Raw genomic sequence first — 16,835 nt, 5'->3', positions numbered from 1 at the left:
TGTGGCAGACCCAATAGAATGTGATCTCCGCTCGGGTTGTTTGCATCCGCGCGGCGGTCTAGAAGACCCATCAAGGAAGCTGTGCCAACGTCCCCAACCGCAATGGGACATAAGCGCCCGCTTTTGGCCTGTCAACGTGGGCGCGAAGGATTACGCCCGTAATAAAAGGACTGTTCTATGAAACGCCTGCTTGTCTCCGCCGCAATTTCCCTCTCCCTCGCAGCCCCGGTCGCGGCGCAAGACGCCAGCACGGTCTTGGCAACGGTCAACGGCACCGATATCACTTTGGGTCATTTGATTGCAATGCGCACGATGCTGCCCGCGCAATATCAAGAATTGCCAGACGAGGTTCTTTATAATGGAATGTTGGATCAGCTGATCCAACAGGAGGTTGTCGCAGACTCGCTACGCGGCTCGGAAGACGCGCGCACCAAACTGACCATGGAAAACGAAGATCGTGCGTTTTTGGCCAGTGTCGCCATTGATGCGATTGCCTTTGACACAATCGCAGATGCGGATGTCCAAGCCCTCTATGACGCAAATTTCGCAGATGCAGGCGGTGATCTGGAATGGAATGCAAGCCATATTCTGGTCGCAACCGAAGAAGAGGCGCAAAGCCTGATTGATCAATTGAATGACGGCGCTGATTTTGTTGCTTTGGCGCAAGAATTCTCAACAGGCCCCTCTGGCCCAAATGGCGGCGCTTTGGGGTGGTTCGGCACGGGCATGATGGTGCCAGAATTTGAAACTGCCGTAGCAAGCCTAGAGGCGGGGGAAATTTCCGCGCCTGTCCAAACCCAATTTGGTTGGCATGTTGTGAAACTGAACGAGTCGCGCATCAGTGCGCCCCCCGCGCTAGAAGATGTGCGCGCCGATCTTGAGGAAGAACTGCGCCGTCAGCGCGTTGACGCCTATCTTGCGGAATTGACCGAAGCGGCCGAGATCGCGCGGCCAGAGGTTGAGATTGACATGAGCCTCATCCGCAACATTGATCTTTTGACACAGTAACCCCTCTCACATAGGCCCGATCATGGCAAAAGCCCCACTTCCTGTCTCCCCCCTCGCCCCAAAAGGTGGGTTTCCTGCGTTGCCCCGCATTGATGGGGTGCGCTTTGCCAGTGGCGCGGCGGGGGTGCGGTATCAAAACCGCACCGATGTCATGTTGGTCGAGATTTGTGCAGGGGCGTCAGTCGCAGGTGTCTTTACACGATCCTCCACGCGCTCCGCACCTGTCCTCGATTGTGAGCGCAAGTTGACCGCTTTGGGGAAAAGCAGCGATCAAGGCTTTGGAATTGTTGTAAATTCCGGAAATTCCAACGCCTTTACAGGCCGCGCAGGCGATCAAACGGTCGAGGCGGTAACCGCCGAGGCGGGCCGTGTTTTGGGTATTCCAGCCGCTCATGTGTTCAGCGCGTCAACGGGGGTGATTGGTGAGCCCTTCGCCCCCGAAAAAATTACGCATATCTTGGCGGAATTGGCGGGCAAACTGGATGCTGACGGGGCAGATGGTGCGGCGCGGGCGATTATGACCACCGACACTTTCCCCAAAGGCGCGACAGAAACCCTGACCCTCTCAGGCCATGAGGTGAAAATCGCGGGCTTTGCCAAAGGCTCGGGCATGATCGCACCAGATATGGCCACAATGTTGGCCTATGTCTTTACCGATGCCGCGATTTCGCGTGGCGCGCTGCAATCCATGTTATCGCAAGCCACCAAACGCAGCTTTAACGCGGTAACAGTGGACAGCGACACCTCAACCTCGGACAGTTTGATGGTTGCCGCGACAGGCAAGGCAGGCAATCCCCAGATTGCCGATTTGGACGGCACAGATGCAAAGGCATTTTATGCGGCCCTTGAGGCGGTTCTCAAAGACCTCGCCTTGCAATTGGTGCGCGATGGGGAAGGCGCAACCAAACTGATTGAAGTGCAGGTCACAGGCGCGGCAAATGACGCGGATGCAGATCGTGTTTCCCGCGCGATTGCCAACAGCCCACTCGTAAAAACCGCGGCTGCGGGCGAGGATCCAAATTGGGGTCGTGTTGTCATGGCGGTCGGGAAATCTGGCGCAGTCGCAGATCGTGACCGCCTGACCATCAAGTTCGGTGATATTTTGGTGGCCGAAAATGGCTGGGTCAGCCCCGATTACAGCGAAGAGCAAGGGGCCGCCTATATGAAACAGCAGGAATTGCGGATCGCCGTGGATATGGGCCTTGGCATGGGGGCGGCCACAGTTTGGACTTGCGACCTGACCCATGGCTATATCAGCATCAATGCGGATTATCGCTCATGAAAACGGTGCTTGTCTCTGCAGCGGCTTTGATTGATGGCGAGGGCCGTGTGCTTTTGGCGCAACGGCCTGAGGGGAAATCCATGGCCGGTCTTTGGGAGTTTCCAGGCGGTAAGGTCGAAGAGGGCGAAACGCCCGAGGCCGCCTTGATCCGAGAATTGCACGAAGAATTGGGCATTGAAACGTGGCAAAGCTGCCTTGCGCCGTTATGCTTTGCCAGCCACAGCTACGAGAAATTTCATCTTCTTATGCCGCTCTTTGCCTGCCGCAAATGGGACGGTATCCCGCAATCGCGCGAAGGGCAGGCGCTGAAATGGGTCCGCGCAAAAGATTTGCGCGACTACCCAATGCCACCTGCAGATATCCCTTTGATTCCGATCCTGCGCGACTGGCTTTAGCCGCCAATCCACCCTTTGAGGTGATCCTGCGCGATAGCAACCAATGCCTTGATATGCGCGTCATCATCGTTGAGGCAGGGGATATAGGTAAACTGCTCGCCGCCCGCCTCTTCAAAGCTTTCGTGGATTTCTTCGTTGATCTCTTCCAAAGTCTCGATGCAATCGGCCGAGAATGCAGGGGCAATCACCGCAATCTTTTTCTTGCCCGCTTCGGCCAACCGCGCCACTTCTTCGACTGTGTAGGGCTTGAGCCACTCTTCGGGGCCAAAACGACTTTGGAATGTCGTGACAATCTCACCGTCAGACCAACCCAAACGCTCTTTCAGCAGGCGTGAGGTTTTTTGGCACTGGCAATGATAGGGATCGCCCTCCATCAAATAACGCTTGGGGACGCCGTGATAGGAGGCCACCAAGACATCGGGGCGGTCTTCAATCTTTGCGTAGGCCCGCTCAACCGACTGCGCCAAAGCCTCAATATAGAGCGGATGCTCGTAATAGGCCTCGACTGTGCGCACGGTCGGTTGCCATTTGATATCCGTCAGTGCGCGAAAGAATTGGTCGCAAGCTGTGGCTGAAGTCGCGCCCGCATATTGAGGATAAAGGGGGAAAAACAAGATTTTCGTGCAACCTTTTGCAACCATTTCATCCACTTTGGACTTGGTCGATGGGTTGCCATACCGCATGCAGAAATCCACCTCGACCTGATCGCCATAAAGCGCCGCCATTTCAGACTTAATCTTTGCGGTCTGATCTTTGGTAATGGTCATCAGCGGGCTTTCGCCCTGCTCTTCATTCCAAATAGATTTATAAGCCGCCCCCGAAGAAAACGGACGCTTGGTCAAAATCACCAATTGCAAAAGCGGTTGCCAAATCCACGGGCTGTAATCAATCACGCGGCGATCCGAGAGGAATTCGTTCAAATAGCGGCGCATTGACCAGTAATCATAATGATCTGGCGTGCCCAAATTTGCCAAAAGCACACCAATCTTGCCGAACTTCACCTTTGGGTGATCAGCGGGTGCGTGGGGCAGAGCAGCTTCGGTCGCGTTTTGCATCATATTCATCTTTTATCGCACTTCTTTCTTCAGCCTGACTAACCCAGACAACAAAAAACGGCCACCCTTTTACGACCCGTTTTCCACAGGTCGGGCGGTTTCATCAAATTCGGTCACGCCAAGCGCGTCTGCCAATCTCGCCTGCGCCGATCCAGGTCGAAGCGGCTTTTGTTGACTGGCATCTGGTTTCCATCCTGAAAGGAATACGATCTCAACAGTGGATCGGATGCTATTTTCTTCGAACGGATAAGTTTTTTTGTAAATCTCATCGGCGCGCGTGAATAAATCACGCGGGGGGGCGGCGCGGTGACGCGCGTCAAGCACATTGGTTTCCCCCATATCGCGCAAATCGCCAATCAGGTGAAAAATATCTCGATAACTGATGGTTTTGCGCAATGTATCGGCCACAGGCAGGGCAAAACCCGCACGCCCCAAGAGCCCGCCCATATCACGCAAGTCCCCCATCGGGGCCACGCGCGGCGACAAGCCGCCCATTACAGCAATTTCGGCTTGGCGCAGAACATCTCGCAATTCGGTCAGGCTTTCACCGCCAAAAAACACCCCGAGAAACAGCCCATCAGGTTTCAGCGCACGGGCCGCTTGCACAAGTTGCCCCACGGGATCATCGGCCCAATGCAACGCCATCGCGTGGATCACCAGATCATGGGCCCCTTCGGTCAAGCCCAAGTCATCTTGGGGCAGAACGCGAGCGGCTTCGGGCATAAAATCTGCCCAATACGCCACAAAAGGCGCGATCAAAACGGGCGCGGTAAAGCGCCTGTTAACGTCTGCCAGTCTTTCTTCAAGCTCAAGCTTGACCTCGTCATGCAAGAACCCAGCCCGATCCAATCGCGCACGGGCGCGGGCACGGGCCAAGGCCTGCGGGTCGGTCAATTTTGGCGGAAGGGGTTCAGTCACGACTATGGTCTCAGGCTTTTTGAAAACTTAGAGGGGTTATGTAAGTGTTCGCGTCCCGTTTGCAAATCCTTGATCGGGCCAAAACATGGGCCTTTCCACCTGATTGCCTGCGCTGCGGTGACAGGGTTGAAATCCCTTATGGTCTTTGTGGCCCCTGTTGGGCGGAGGCTCAATTTATTGGCAAATCCTGCTGTCACGCCTGCGGCGATGAATTGATTGGCGAGGAGGCTGCGCCGAGTGATCTTTGTGATGCATGTCTCATGCGCCCGCCGCCATGGGATGCAGGCCGCGCCGTGCTGCGATATGAGGGGACAGGACGCGCGCTTGTGCTTGCGCTCAAACATGGCGACCGCGCCGATATTTGCCGTGCGTTCAGTTCTTGGATGGCCGAGAAGGCGCAAGAGTGGCTTGGTCAAAACCCACTTCTGGTTCCCATCCCCCTACACACGTTGCGTTTGCTGCAGCGGCGGTTCAATCAATCCGCTCTCCTCGCGCAGCATATCTGTAGAACGCCCCAGTTCCTTGAACACGCAATCACCTACCTGCCTGATGCGTTATATCGTCTGCGCATAACGGCCTCCCAAGATGGGCTGGGCGCGGAAGCCCGTTTTGCCAATTTAGACGAGGCGCTGGCCCTAACCCCGCGCCATAGTGAAAGGTTGCGGGGACGGGCGGTCATTTTGATTGATGATGTGATGGCCTCAGGCGCGACCCTTTGGTCTGCAACCCACGCCTTGCGCTTGGGCGTCGCAGGGCCGATATATGTGCTGGTTATGGCCCGCGCGACAAAAGCAGCGTAGCAGATAGGAGACAGGCAGATGGCACAGATTGAAATCTACACAAGCCCACTTTGCGGCTATTGCCACGCTGCCAAACGCCTTTTGGCAAGCAAGGATGTCAGCTTTGTCGAGACTGATGTCAGCAGTGACCCAAAACTGCGCCAAGATATGATGGCACGCGCCCATGGTCGTCACACTGTGCCGCAGATCTTTATCAATGACCAACACATAGGCGGTTATGATGATCTCGCGGCACTTGAGCGTCAGGGCAAGCTTGATCCATTACTTTCTGCGTAAATTTCTAGTGTTTTTAACGATTTCCCTTGCACCAAAAGGCTGGCATAGGGTCTAGTCCGCGCCATGAGTGACACCAGTGATCCCCTCTCTATCGCGCTGTTCAGCGAATTGTTCATGGCTGATCAATTGGCCCGAAACCGCCTGTCCAAGGCGCTGCCAAAAGGTATGGAACTGAGCCATTTTTCTGTGCTGAACCACTTGGCCCGTGCCAATGAGGAGCGCACACCTGCTCAGCTTGCGCGGCTGTTTCACGTCACCCGTGGTGCGATGACCAACACGCTGAACCGCTTGGAATGGGCGGGACATATCCATATCCGTCCCGATTGGGACGATGCCCGCCGTAAATTTGTGACCATCAGCCCCGCGGGGCGTTCCGCGCGCGATGCCGCGCTACAGGCGATTGCACCTATTTTGTCGGATACGATCGAAGCCATCGGTGCGGCCAAAGTTCGCGCAGCCCTGCCTGTTTTGCGCGAGATGCGGGTGCGCCTTGAAGATGATGCCGACCTGCGCGGTTAGGGGCGAATGGATGCGGTGACGTAATTCACCGACAAATCGCGATCCGAGATCGACCAACCCCAAGAAATCGGATTGAACACATAGCCCTTGCGATCCACGGGCCTCAGCCCTGCAATCTCGATCATTTTGAATAACTCATCGGGCGTGATGAATTTTGACCATTCATGCGTGCCTTTTGGCAGCCAACGCATGATATATTCCGCGCCCACAATCGCCATGGCAAAGCTTTTGGGATTGCGGTTGATGGTTGAGCACAGCATCAGCCCGCCTGATTTCAGCAAATCATGGCAAGCAGTCAAATAGGCCTGCGGATCGGCCACATGCTCAACCACTTCCATATTGAGGACGACATCGAATTGCTCACCTGCTGCGGCAAGGGCCTCAGCGCTTGTGTGGCGATAATCAATCGTCAGGCCTGATTGCTCGGCATGAACCCGTGCCACAGGAATGTTGCGCTCAGCCGCATCTGCACCCACCACATCGGCGCCAAGCCGTGCCATGGGTTCAGATAGAAGCCCACCCCCACAGCCAATATCCAAGAGACGCAGCCCCTCTAAGGGTCGCTCAACCGTTAGATCCCGCCCGAATTCGGCCGCGATCTGGCGCGTGATATAGTCAAGCCGCACAGGGTTCATCATGTGCAGCGGACGGAATTTCCCGTTTGGATCCCACCATTCGGCGGCCATCGCCTCGAATTTTGCGATTTCCGCAGGGTCAATTGTGCCAGTCTTGTCCGTCATTCTATGCTCAAAGCCTTGCCAAGGGGTTTGGGACTGTTAGGTTGGGTCTTACGTCCTATATAGGAAGCTTATGGATAAGTTCACGGGCCAAAAGCGCGCAGTGCAGCATCTCTTTCCGCCGATCGACCCGTTCGATCAGCGAATGTTGGACGTTGGCGAAGGTCACCAGATTTATATGGAGCAATGCGGAAACCCAAACGGCCCTGCCGTTGTGGTGTTACATGGCGGCCCAGGCGGCGGGTGTAGCCCTGCCATGCGGCGCTATTTTGAACCTTCGGTCTGGCGAATTATCCTGTTTGACCAGCGCGGTTGTGGCCGCTCGCGGCCCCATGCGGCTATCCGAGGCAACAGCACATGGCATCTGGTCGAAGATATTGAGCGCATCCGCAACACACTTGGCATTGAAAAATGGGCCGTATTTGGCGGCTCTTGGGGTGCGACCCTTGCCTTGATCTATGCGCAAACCCATCCGCAATCTGTGGCCTATTTGGCCTTGCGCGGTGTATTTTTGTCGATGCAACGCGAGTTGGATTGGTTTTATGGCGGCGGCGCGGGTCAATTCTGGCCAGAACAATGGCAGCGCTTCGTTTCGCTGATCCCCGAAGATGAGCGTGGCGATTTAATTGCCGCCTATAACCGCCGCCTTTTCTCAGGCGATATGATGGTGGAAACCCGTTATGCGCGGGCTTGGGCCGCATGGGAAAACGCACTGGCGTCTATCGAAAGCGATGGCCAAGGGGGCGATTGCCCCGCTGATTACGCCCGCGCCTTCGCGCGGCTTGAGAACCATTATTTCATCAATCGCGGCTTTCTCGAAGAAGACGGACAGATTTTAAAGAATATGCATCGCATCGCCCATATTCACGGCGTGATCGTGCAAGGGCGCTATGACATGATTTGTCCGCCCCAATCCGCCTATAGCCTTTCCGCGCGTTGGCCTTCAGGTCGTTTGCAGATGGTCAAGGCTGCGGGCCATGCCCTGTCTGAGCCTGGTATCAGCCAAGAATTGGTGCGGGTGATGAAATCTGTGGGCGAGCACGCCACAAAATTCGGCCTATAAGCGCGCCACCCAATTTGGGCTCAGTTTTCCACGCAAAAACGCAACGGGGTGACGTTTCAACGTCAACCGCAGGCTCGCGTAATCTTCGATCACGGCTTCACCTTCGGTCATCTGTGGCAAATTTGGCGTGGCCTCGTTATGCGCCTCGCCCTCAAGGTCACGGGCAAAAAGCGGCAAATCTTGTGCAGGGCCAAGCCCGCGCAATTCCCAAAGTGCCGCGCGGCGATCAAACCCAAGCGCGGCAAAAGCATCTGCCTCGGCCAAGGCCCGCAAAGGTTTTTGCGACAGACCCGCACGACGCCATAAATCACGCGGACTGAGATAGCCGTTGCCACGCGCGGCAATGACCCAATGCGCGTCCTCCTCGGATAGGCTTCTGATCTGCCGCAGCCCCAATCTTAGTGCAAGCGCGCCTGTCCCATCTGGTTCGAGCGTGTGATCCCATGCGCTGAGATTGACACAGACAGGTCGCACCTCCACGCCATGCGCCTGTGCATCACGCACAATCTGTGCAGGCGAATAGAACCCCATCGGTTGGCTGTTCAGCAAAGCGCAGGCAAAAACGGCAGGGTAATGGCATTTGATCCATGCGCTGGCATAAACCAAAAGCGCGAAACTTGCGGCATGGCTTTCAGGAAAACCATAGGCGCCAAACCCTTCGATCTGCGCAAAGCAGCGCGCGGCGAAATCGGGATCATATCCGTTATTCTGCATGCCTCGCAAAAACCGCGCCCGAAATTCAGAGACATGACCCTTTTTCTTGAACGTGGCCAAGGCACGGCGCAGCGCATCGGCCTCGGTCGGGGTGAAACTGGCCCCGACAATTGCGATTTGCATTGCCTGTTCTTGAAACAAGGGCACGCCCAAGGTCTTGCGCAACACTGCGCCCAACGCATCAGAGGGAAACTCGACCGCCTCCTCCCCATTGCGGCGGCGAATGAAGGGATGCACCATATCGCCCTGAATAGGCCCAGGTCGGATGATCGCCACTTGGATCACCAAATCATAGAAAGAACGTGGGCGCATACGCGGCAAAAAATTCATCTGCGCGCGCGATTCCACCTGAAACACACCCAGACTGTCTGCTTTGCACAGCATATCATAGACGCGGCCATCCTCGGCGGGCAGGGTGGCCATATCAAAATCCCATCCATAATGACCCCGCAAAAGATCAAAGGATTTGCGCAAACAACTGAGCATTCCCAAGGCCAAAACATCGACCTTCAAAATGCCCAAGGCGTCGATATCATCCTTATCCCATGCGATGATGGTGCGATCCTCCATCGTGGCATTTTCTATGGGCACAAGCGCATCAAGCCGCCCTTCGGTAATCACAAAGCCCCCCACATGCTGGCTGAGATGGCGGGGGAAGCCGATAATCTGGCCCACCAAATCCATCACCAAGCGCAAATGGGGGTTATCAGGATCAAGACCGATTTCGCGCAGTCGGGCATCCTGCAATTCACCTGACCCCCATGATCCCCAAATCTGGCTTGAAAGTGCGGATAGGATATCTTCGCTCAAACCCATTGCGCGGCCAACTTCACGAATGGCACGCTTGCCGCGATAATGGATCACTGTGGCGCAAATCCCTGCACGGTGACGACCATAGCGGGTGTAAATCCATTGGATCACCTCCTCGCGGCGTTCATGCTCGAAATCAACATCAATATCGGGTGGCTCATCACGAGCCTCTGAGACAAATCTCTCAAACACCATCGTGCCAATTTCAGGAGAGACAGAGGTCACGCCCAAAGCATAACACGTGATGGAATTGGCCGCAGACCCGCGCCCTTGACACAAAATCCCACGCCCGCGCGCGAAACCGACAATATCATGCACTGTCAAAAAATAGGGCGCATAACCAAGCTTATCGATCAGCGCCAATTCATGGGTCATGAGGGTCTGCGCACGCTCAGGGATACCCCTTGGATAGCGCCATGCAAGCCCCTTCCACGCCAATCGTTCAAGGCGGGACTGTGGGGTTTCGCCATCAGAAATCTCGGATGGGTATTCATAGCGCAATTGATCCAGTTGAAACTGGCAGCGCCGCGCGATCAAGCGCGTTGCCGCAAGAGCGCGGGGATAATCGTGAAACAAGCGGCGCATCTGCGACAGGCTGCGCAACCGCTGTTCGGCATTGACCTGCGCATGACGTCCGAGATCAACCAAACGAATGCCTTTGCGAATGGCGCTAAGGACATCCACCAAACGGCGGCGGCGGGCGTGATGCATCATCGGCGCACCAGAGGCCACAAGCGGCAGGGATAACACCTCTGCCCGCCGTGCAATCGCGGCAAAACGTAACGCGTCCTGCCCGTCATAATAGGGGCTAAGGGCAAGCCAAATATGCCCCGCGAACCGCGCCGCCAATTGGGGCAGCGCATTATGCCAAGCCCCTGCATGATGCGGTAAGAAATGGGCGTTTCGATCACTGAGCACAACCAATTCCAGCCCTGCTGCATGCGACAGCAAATCCTCGAGAGCAAGCAAGCACTGCCCTTTTTCTGCGCGCAACTGACCCTTGGACAGAATACGGCACAGATTTCCCCAACCTTCCCGCGTGCGGGCGAGGGCAACAATCTCTAGCCCATCAGGGAAAACCAATCGCGCGGCAGGCAAAAGCCGCGGACAGGTGAAAATTGGTGCGCGCGGGGCGGAGGGAATATGGGCGGGGCGCGGTGGCCCGTGCAAATCAGCATCCGCCGCGCGCCGCGCCGCAATCTCACGCGCGATACGGCGCAATTCGCTATGCGCCCGCACGATGCCCGAAACCGAATTCACATCAGCAATCGCCAAAGCATGAAGCCCCAAATCTGCCGCGCGCACAGCATATTCTTCAGGATGCGATCCACCCTGAAGAAAAGAAAAATTGGACAATGCGGCAAGCTCTGCGAATCCCATACCGCAAAGATATTCACGTTTTGTTCTTTTTTCGAGAGGGATTTTTGAGGCCAGCCTTAGCCTTCGAAATAGCGGCGCAAAATGTCGGAATAGATCACGGTCAGGCCTTGGATATCTTGACAAGATACCCGCTCATCAACCTCATGCATCCGATGGCCGACAAGACCAAATTCCACCACGGGGCAATGGCGCTGCACAAATCGGGCATCCGATGTGCCGCCTGTGGTCGACAAAATAGGCTGAAGTCCAGTTTGCTGCGCCACTGCCGCCGCGATCAGGTCAGAGAACGCGCCAGGCTCGGTCAAAAACGCCTCGCCCGAAATACGGGTTTCGCAGGCAATATGAACGCCATGCACAGCCGCAACTTCGGCGCATTCACGTTGCAACCATGCATCCAAAGATGCGCCTGAATGCAAATCATTAAAACGAATGTTGAGCCGCATTTCACTGCGCGCAGGGATCACATTGCTGGCGGGATTCCCTGTCTCAATCGCCGTAATTTGTAGGTTGGACGGGTCAAAATGCGCTGTCCCCTCATCCAGAACATGGCGCGACAGACGATCCGCAAGCGCGGCCATGGCAGGCATTGGATTTTGCGCCTTATGCGGATAGGCGACATGGCCTTGCTTGCCCGCCACTGTAATCTGCGCATTGATTGACCCGCGCCGCCCGATTTTGATCATATCGCCCAAGGTTTCTGGACAGGTCGGCTCGCCCACAAGGCAAACCGACATCGCTTCGCCTTGAGACTCCATCCACTCCAAAAGCGCCACTGTTCCATCCGTGGCGGGGCCTTCCTCATCGCCCGTAATGGCCAGAATAATCGCGCCATCAGGCGGGGCGGTTTGCACCATATCGACCGCAGCCGCGACAAAGGCCGCAACGCCCGATTTCATATCGGTCGCGCCACGCCCATAAAGCCAATCCCCCTCGCGCACCGCGTCAAAGGGCGGGTGGCTCCAATCCGCTTCGGCCCCAATTGGCACAACATCAGTATGTCCATTAAAGCCAAAACTGCGCGCATGACCTTTGGGCCCAAAGCGCGCAAAAAGATTTGCTGTGCCATTTCGATCTACGCGGCGGCACTCAAACCCTGCTGCCTCTAACACAGTTTGCAACAGCACCAATGCGCCGCCCTCCTCTGGCGTGACAGAGGGGCAACGCAGCAAATCTGCGGTCAATAGAACAGGATCAAGGCGGGTTTCGGCCATATCCGATTTCTCCAAAGGCGTCAGGCGCTAGGGTTACGCGCCCCTTGGCCAAGAGACAAACAGAAAACCGATATCTTGGTCAAACCACTATATGCAGAAGAATTACAGGGCGCATCTCATAAGTATATTAACAATAGAGATAATTTTGTGATAGCATCATACCAATAACAATAAGCCGAGGCAGGCCGAGCGGAAAATCCGCTGTAAATCAGACGGACATGAAGGTGCTTAGGGGCGCCTGATTTGCCTGAATTTACCATGCCTTGGCACGGGGCATGGGCTAGGGGTATGGAAAGCGCACAGGAACTGGCGCTCAATACAGGCGCATCTGCGCTCAAAATGGCATATACCATCTTCCACGATGACGTTTCCATCCTGGATGCCCGCTATTATGGCAATAATGCCTCGTCAGCGATTTAGATGGGGGGTGACAGCACCTCATCGCGCCTGATCCCATCCGATACGGGCGTTGTTCTGTATACGGGCTTTGTCAGCGATTTAACCAATGGCTCAGGGGCCACCAACCAATCCCTTGATACGACAGGCATAACGGGCGGCGGGCGTGATACTGATTTTGAAACCATCGCCGCGCGGCGCACATATGACGCAAGCATCTTGGAGGTGGATTTTATCCCCGACAATGCGCAAATGTCGCTGCAATTTACCTTCGCCTCAGAAGAATATCCCGAATTTGCAGGCTCGATTTTCAATGATCAGGTCGGCATTTGGATCAACGGCACCAAGGTCACGTCCCCTGTCTTTACCTTGGCCTCAATCAATTCTGTTTCTGACAACTCTAACAGCACGCTCTACATCGACAATGCCAGCGGCACCTATAATACCGAAATGGATGGGTTCACCGCCACGCTTCGCGTGAGTTTCCCTGTCTCGGTCGGTGCGATCAATACGCTCAAAATTGGCATCACCGATGTTGGTGATCCAACCCTTGATTCAGCAATCCTCATCGCGGGTGGCAGTATTCAAGGCATGGCGCTGAGTGCTGATGACAGCCTGCGCATCGCACAGCGCGCCACCAGCACTTTAGATGTTTTGGCCAATGACAGCGCAACAATGGCTGTCACCCAAATCAACGGCCAAGACATTCGCGCGGGGGAAACAATAACCCTTGCCTCTGGTCATCAGATCACACTCTTGCCCGATGGCAAATTGTCGGTCACAGCACCCGCCCTTCCCAAGGGTGACAAAGTTATCCGCAATTTCACCTATACCGCGACCAATTCAGACGGCATCACCGACACCGCCTTTGTCACAATCACCACTGTGCCTTGCTTTGCCCGCGGCACAAAAATCAGAACGACCGAGGGGGATATTGCGATTGAAAAGCTAAGGGTCGGTATGATGGTCGAAACCCATGATGATGGCCCGCATCCAATCCGTTGGATTGGATGCCGCAAAGTGCCCGCGATCGGCAATCACGCCCCGATTGTCATTGAGGAAGGCAGCCTTGGGTTTCACGGCACGCTGGTGTTATCGCACCAACACCGTGTGCTTGTGCGCAATATTCGCGCACAATTAATGTTCGGCGAGGAGGAGGTCTTGGTTGCGGCCAAAGATTTGATCAATGATGTCACGATCTATCGCCGCGAAGGCGGGGATGTGGAATATTTTCACATCCTGTTTGACCACCACCAGATCATCACATCCGAAGGGCTTTTGACCGAAAGCTTTTACCCCGGAAATCAGGTCTTGCCCGAATTTGATGATGCGATCCGCGCCGAATTGTTCGACCTCTTTCCTGCCCTGCAAGAGAGCTGTGGCGCGGGTTATGGCGAATTGGTGCGGATGCCGCTGCGCAGCTATGAGGCGCGGGCGATGATGGCTTAGCGGGCCAGATCAAAAATGGCATCAACATCCAAATGCGTCTCCAGATGCTGTGCCAAATCATCCAAGACTGCACCGATCTGCGCCCGATAGCCGCCCGTGCTAATCTTGGCACCAAGACCCGCGAAGAACGCGGTGCGAAACCCGTCCTCTTGGAAAAGCCCGTGCAGGTAACTGCCCATTACCCGCCCATCGGCACTTATCGCGCCATCCTGGTGACCGGCCAAAGCAGCGAAGGGACGGGTGCAATCAGGGCCTGAGGTTTCGCCCATATGGATTTCATAGCCCGAAACGGCGGCCCCCGTTGGACCATGGTGCGCCGCGCTGAGCGCCAGACGCTTTTGGGGTCGCATGAGGGTTTCAATCTCTAACAGACCCAAGCCGTCAGTCACCCCAACTGCGCCATCAAGCCCCTCAGGGTCGCTGATCCTGCAGCCAAGCATTTGATAGCCGCCACATAGGCCCAAGATTGCGCCGCCGCGCCGCCGATGTGCGGCCAGATCAACATCCCAACCCTGCGCGCGCAAAAATTCCAAATCGGCCCGCGTGCTTTTTGATCCAGGCAGGATGACCAAATCAGCATCCGCTGGAATCACACGCCCCGCTTCAACCCAAGTGAGGCGCAGCTTGGGATCTTGGGCAATCGGATCAAGATCATCGAAATTTGATATCCGTGGAAATGCGAGGGCCGCAACATGAAACGCGCCATCATGGGTCGGGGTTTTGCCCAGATCTACGCCATCCTCGGCGGGTAATTTCCAAGCATCCCCAAACCAAGGCACCACTCCAAACCCAGGCCATCCTGTTTGCTCGGCAATATAGCGATAGCCCTCATCAAAGAGGCGCGGATCACCCCGAAAGCGGTTGATCAAGAACCCCGCAATTTGAGCGCGATCTTGGTCATCCAATACGGCTTTCGTCCCTACGATCTGTGCAATCACCCCACCACGATCAATATCGCCTGCGAGGATCACGGGGATATTTTCAGCACAGGCAAAGCCCATATTGGCGATATCACCTTTACGCAAATTGACCTCGGCAGCGCTGCCTGCCCCTTCGACAATCACAAGATCATGCTGCGCGGACAGCCGCGCAAAACTGTCTTGCACGGCCGCCAAGAGGCGCGGCTTCAACCCTTGGTAATCCTGCGCCTCGGCGCGGGTCAGACGCGCGCCTTGCACCACAATCTGCGCGCCTGTGCTGCTTTCGGGTTTGATCAGAACAGGGTTCATATCAACATGAGGCGCAAGACCTGCCGCCTCAGCCTGCACCGCCTGTGCGCGACCAATCTCGCCCCCTTCAGGGCAGACAGCCGCATTGTTCGACATATTTTGTGGCTTAAACGGCGCAACATTGATGCCGCGCTTGCGCGCAGCACGGCACAGCCCCGCAACAAGCAATGATTTGCCCACATTCGACCCTGTGCCTTGGATCATGACAGCGGGCATAAGACCTTAGAACTCCACGCCTTTTTGCGCAACAATGCCTTGCTCACGGAATGGATGCTTGACCTCGGTCATCTCGGTCACAAGATCGGCAATCTCAATCAATTCGGGCTTGGCATTGCGACCCGTCAAAACAACATGGGTCATTTCTGGCTTCTCCGTGACCAAAAACTCTACCACCTCTAGGATCGGAAGATAATCATAGCGCAGAGCGATATTGATCTCGTCTAGAACAACCAATGACATATTGGGGTCTTTGATCATCGCTTTGGCTTCTTCCCAACCCGCACGCGCCGCTGCAATATCGCGCTCGCGGTCTTGGGTGTCCCACGTAAATCCTTCGCCCGACACAACAAACTTGCATTCATTCGCGAAATGTTTGCGTAGGAATTCCTTTTCGCCTGTCACCCATGTGCCTTTGATGAATTGCACGACACCGCAAGGCATCCCATGGGCGATACAGCGCATAATCATCCCAAAAGCAGACGAGCTTTTGCCCTTGCCATTGCCTGTATGAACAATCACCAGACCTTTCTTCTCGCGCTTTTTCTTCGCCATCATACGATCGCGCGCGGCCTTAATCTTCTGCATCTTTGCCTTGTGGCGCGCGTTAAGGTCTTCCTCGCTCATGTCTCATCATCCTCGGCAAAATAAGGTGTCATCTGCGCGACTATGACCGAGTTTTCTTCCAAAGCGCGCATCATCAAAGCGCGTTCTTCTTCATCAATCTCAAGCCCCTGCGCCTCGCGTTCGGTCAAGGTGCCATAGCCCGTGACCTCAAGCGGGTTCATATCCGCCGTTTTCAGCACTGCAACCGTCTCGCGCACCGCTTCGGCCTCGTCCACGCCTGACGCATAGCACAACAGCCCCGCCCCCGTTGCGCTGGCAGGCAGGCCATCCCCCTCGCGGCGACCTAGTTCAACAACAAGCGTATAAACATCCTGCGCGCGCTTAGGCTTGGCAGCGGCATCTTTGCTTGGCTTTGGTGTATTTTCTTTGCTCATGGCTGCGGCATGGCCTGATTTCACAGAACAAGTCAAGCAAACCAGCGCATGTGACATGGTCACAGACCATCAGGGGCCAGTATGCGATGATCTCGCGTCGGCTATAGAAAGGAGTTTATATATGACTCGCAATGCTGGGATGATCGACCGCGCGCTTCGCGTGATCGTAGGCGTGGCTCTTATTGCCATTGTATTTGTTGGCCCGCAAACCGCTTGGGGTTGGGTGGGTCTGGTACCTCTCTTGACAGGTTTGGTGGGCAATTGCCCTCTTTATACGATCTTGGGCATCAAGACCTGTAAGGCCTGCTAGGGCGTTTTCCGCCAGACGGGACACGGTAAAATTGTTTTACCTTGCGGGCTGATCCGCGTAGTTTGC

18 protein-coding genes are annotated in these 16,835 nt (G+C 55.5%); 10 read left to right on the top strand and 8 right to left on the bottom strand.

From position 1 onward, the window contains the following. The first annotated feature begins 177 nt into the window (after positions 1-177). Genes AAC632_RS03925 through mutT form a run of 3 tightly spaced genes read left to right on the top strand, consistent with a single transcriptional unit; the run spans position 178 to position 2,685 of the window. Positions 178-1,008: a peptidylprolyl isomerase gene (locus AAC632_RS03925; protein ID WP_340298014.1), complete on the top strand. Its 831-nt coding sequence runs from the start codon at positions 178-180 to the stop codon at positions 1,006-1,008. A 22-nt stretch (positions 1,009-1,030) separates the two neighbouring features. Continuing rightward, on the top strand, positions 1,031-2,290 hold the full coding sequence (argJ, locus tag AAC632_RS03920) for a bifunctional glutamate N-acetyltransferase/amino-acid acetyltransferase ArgJ (protein WP_340298015.1): 1,260 nt from the start codon (positions 1,031-1,033) through the stop codon (positions 2,288-2,290). Next, a complete protein-coding gene (gene mutT, locus AAC632_RS03915) occupies positions 2,287-2,685 on the top strand; it encodes an 8-oxo-dGTP diphosphatase MutT (protein WP_340253229.1) in 399 nt (132 codons plus the stop codon). The genes argJ and mutT overlap by 4 nt, the downstream gene beginning before the upstream one ends. Here mutT and hemH read toward each other — a convergent pair. Then, the gene (gene hemH / locus AAC632_RS03910; protein WP_445322656.1) at positions 2,682-3,740 is read right to left on the bottom strand and encodes a ferrochelatase; all 1,059 of its coding nucleotides are present in this window, start codon (positions 3,738-3,740) and stop codon (positions 2,682-2,684) included. The genes mutT and hemH overlap by 4 nt on opposite strands. A 69-nt stretch (positions 3,741-3,809) precedes the next feature. Beyond that, complete coding sequence (locus AAC632_RS03905; RefSeq protein WP_340298016.1) at positions 3,810-4,658, bottom strand: methyltransferase domain-containing protein; 849 nt, start codon at positions 4,656-4,658, stop codon at positions 3,810-3,812. A gap of 44 nt (positions 4,659-4,702) precedes the next feature. On the opposite strand from AAC632_RS03905, the gene AAC632_RS03900 reads away from it, so the two are divergent. From AAC632_RS03900 to AAC632_RS03890, 3 genes are all read left to right on the top strand, one after another. Continuing rightward, a complete protein-coding gene (locus AAC632_RS03900) occupies positions 4,703-5,458 on the top strand; it encodes a ComF family protein (protein WP_340298017.1) in 756 nt (251 codons plus the stop codon). 18 nt (positions 5,459-5,476) lie between these two features. Further along, positions 5,477-5,734: a glutaredoxin 3 gene (grxC, locus tag AAC632_RS03895; RefSeq protein ID WP_340298018.1), complete on the top strand. Its 258-nt coding sequence runs from the start codon at positions 5,477-5,479 to the stop codon at positions 5,732-5,734. A gap of 63 nt (positions 5,735-5,797) precedes the next feature. Further along, positions 5,798-6,253: a MarR family winged helix-turn-helix transcriptional regulator gene (locus tag AAC632_RS03890; protein WP_317656966.1), complete on the top strand. Its 456-nt coding sequence runs from the start codon at positions 5,798-5,800 to the stop codon at positions 6,251-6,253. Here AAC632_RS03890 and ubiG read toward each other — a convergent pair. After that, entirely contained in the window at positions 6,250-6,993 is a 744-nt protein-coding gene (gene ubiG / locus AAC632_RS03885; protein WP_340262426.1) for a bifunctional 2-polyprenyl-6-hydroxyphenol methylase/3-demethylubiquinol 3-O-methyltransferase UbiG, read from the bottom strand. The two genes, AAC632_RS03890 and ubiG, sit on opposite strands and share 4 nt — an antisense overlap. A gap of 70 nt (positions 6,994-7,063) precedes the next feature. On the opposite strand from ubiG, the gene pip reads away from it, so the two are divergent. Further along, positions 7,064-8,053, top strand: coding sequence for a prolyl aminopeptidase (pip, locus tag AAC632_RS03880; RefSeq protein ID WP_340298019.1), 990 nt, complete (start codon positions 7,064-7,066; stop codon positions 8,051-8,053). On the opposite strand, the gene AAC632_RS03875 is transcribed toward pip, so the two are convergent. Together AAC632_RS03875 and dapE are read right to left on the bottom strand one after the other, a co-directional pair. Further along, positions 8,048-10,957 carry an error-prone DNA polymerase gene (locus AAC632_RS03875; RefSeq protein ID WP_340298020.1) on the bottom strand — a complete coding sequence of 970 codons (2,910 nt, stop codon included), beginning with the start codon at positions 10,955-10,957 and terminating at the stop codon, positions 8,048-8,050. The genes pip and AAC632_RS03875 overlap by 6 nt on opposite strands. A gap of 56 nt (positions 10,958-11,013) precedes the next feature. Then, positions 11,014-12,168, bottom strand: coding sequence for a succinyl-diaminopimelate desuccinylase (gene dapE / locus AAC632_RS03870; RefSeq protein WP_340298021.1), 1,155 nt, complete (start codon positions 12,166-12,168; stop codon positions 11,014-11,016). A gap of 288 nt (positions 12,169-12,456) precedes the next feature. Here dapE and AAC632_RS03865 point away from each other — a divergent pair, with 288 nt between their 5' ends. Further along, a complete protein-coding gene (locus AAC632_RS03865; protein ID WP_340298022.1) occupies positions 12,457-12,588 on the top strand; it encodes a hypothetical protein in 132 nt (43 codons plus the stop codon). Beyond that, a complete protein-coding gene (locus AAC632_RS03860) occupies positions 12,589-14,013 on the top strand; it encodes a Hint domain-containing protein (RefSeq protein WP_340298023.1) in 1,425 nt (474 codons plus the stop codon). Here AAC632_RS03860 and AAC632_RS03855 read toward each other — a convergent pair. From AAC632_RS03855 to AAC632_RS03845, 3 genes are read right to left on the bottom strand one after another with little or no spacing between them, the layout of a single operon-like run. After that, positions 14,010-15,458, bottom strand: a complete 1,449-nt coding sequence (locus AAC632_RS03855; protein ID WP_340298024.1) for a cobyric acid synthase — start codon at positions 15,456-15,458, stop codon at positions 14,010-14,012. The two genes, AAC632_RS03860 and AAC632_RS03855, sit on opposite strands and share 4 nt — an antisense overlap. 6 nt (positions 15,459-15,464) lie before the next feature. Next, the gene (gene cobO, locus AAC632_RS03850; RefSeq protein WP_340298025.1) at positions 15,465-16,085 is read right to left on the bottom strand and encodes a cob(I)yrinic acid a,c-diamide adenosyltransferase; all 621 of its coding nucleotides are present in this window, start codon (positions 16,083-16,085) and stop codon (positions 15,465-15,467) included. Beyond that, on the bottom strand, positions 16,082-16,459 hold the full coding sequence (locus AAC632_RS03845) for a hypothetical protein (protein WP_340263050.1): 378 nt from the start codon (positions 16,457-16,459) through the stop codon (positions 16,082-16,084). The genes cobO and AAC632_RS03845 overlap by 4 nt, the downstream gene beginning before the upstream one ends. A gap of 121 nt (positions 16,460-16,580) precedes the next feature. On the opposite strand from AAC632_RS03845, the gene AAC632_RS03840 reads away from it, so the two are divergent. After that, positions 16,581-16,769 carry a YgaP family membrane protein gene (locus AAC632_RS03840; protein WP_340262435.1) on the top strand — a complete coding sequence of 63 codons (189 nt, stop codon included), beginning with the start codon at positions 16,581-16,583 and terminating at the stop codon, positions 16,767-16,769. Positions 16,770-16,835 lie beyond the last annotated feature (66 nt).

Source organism: Roseobacter sp. HKCC-CH-9351 (assembly GCF_037830295.1).
GTDB lineage: Bacteria > Pseudomonadota > Alphaproteobacteria > Rhodobacterales > Rhodobacteraceae > M30B80.
Note: the sequence above shows the minus strand (reverse complement) of the source record. Positions and strands in the feature narration are given on the sequence as shown.

Excerpts from the sequence above, each read along its gene's own strand:
- AAC632_RS03925 (WP_340298014.1), top strand. The coding sequence starts at position 178 with ATGAAACGCCTGCTTGTCTCCGCCGCAATTTCCCTCTCCCTCGCAGCC.
- argJ (WP_340298015.1), top strand. The coding sequence starts at position 1,031 with ATGGCAAAAGCCCCACTTCCTGTCTCCCCCCTCGCCCCAAAAGGTGGG.
- mutT (WP_340253229.1), top strand. The coding sequence starts at position 2,287 with ATGAAAACGGTGCTTGTCTCTGCAGCGGCTTTGATTGATGGCGAGGGC.
- hemH (WP_445322656.1), bottom strand. The coding sequence starts at position 3,740 with ATGCAAAACGCGACCGAAGCTGCTCTGCCCCACGCACCCGCTGATCAC.
- grxC (WP_340298018.1), top strand. The coding sequence starts at position 5,477 with ATGGCACAGATTGAAATCTACACAAGCCCACTTTGCGGCTATTGCCAC.
- AAC632_RS03890 (WP_317656966.1), top strand. The coding sequence starts at position 5,798 with ATGAGTGACACCAGTGATCCCCTCTCTATCGCGCTGTTCAGCGAATTG.
- ubiG (WP_340262426.1), bottom strand. The coding sequence starts at position 6,993 with ATGACGGACAAGACTGGCACAATTGACCCTGCGGAAATCGCAAAATTC.
- pip (WP_340298019.1), top strand. The coding sequence starts at position 7,064 with ATGGATAAGTTCACGGGCCAAAAGCGCGCAGTGCAGCATCTCTTTCCG.
- AAC632_RS03875 (WP_340298020.1), bottom strand. The coding sequence starts at position 10,957 with ATGGGATTCGCAGAGCTTGCCGCATTGTCCAATTTTTCTTTTCTTCAG.
- dapE (WP_340298021.1), bottom strand. The coding sequence starts at position 12,168 with ATGGCCGAAACCCGCCTTGATCCTGTTCTATTGACCGCAGATTTGCTG.
- AAC632_RS03865 (WP_340298022.1), top strand. The coding sequence starts at position 12,457 with ATGGAAAGCGCACAGGAACTGGCGCTCAATACAGGCGCATCTGCGCTC.
- AAC632_RS03860 (WP_340298023.1), top strand. The coding sequence starts at position 12,589 with ATGGGGGGTGACAGCACCTCATCGCGCCTGATCCCATCCGATACGGGC.
- AAC632_RS03855 (WP_340298024.1), bottom strand. The coding sequence starts at position 15,458 with ATGCCCGCTGTCATGATCCAAGGCACAGGGTCGAATGTGGGCAAATCA.
- cobO (WP_340298025.1), bottom strand. The coding sequence starts at position 16,085 with ATGAGCGAGGAAGACCTTAACGCGCGCCACAAGGCAAAGATGCAGAAG.
- AAC632_RS03845 (WP_340263050.1), bottom strand. The coding sequence starts at position 16,459 with ATGAGCAAAGAAAATACACCAAAGCCAAGCAAAGATGCCGCTGCCAAG.
- AAC632_RS03840 (WP_340262435.1), top strand. The coding sequence starts at position 16,581 with ATGACTCGCAATGCTGGGATGATCGACCGCGCGCTTCGCGTGATCGTA.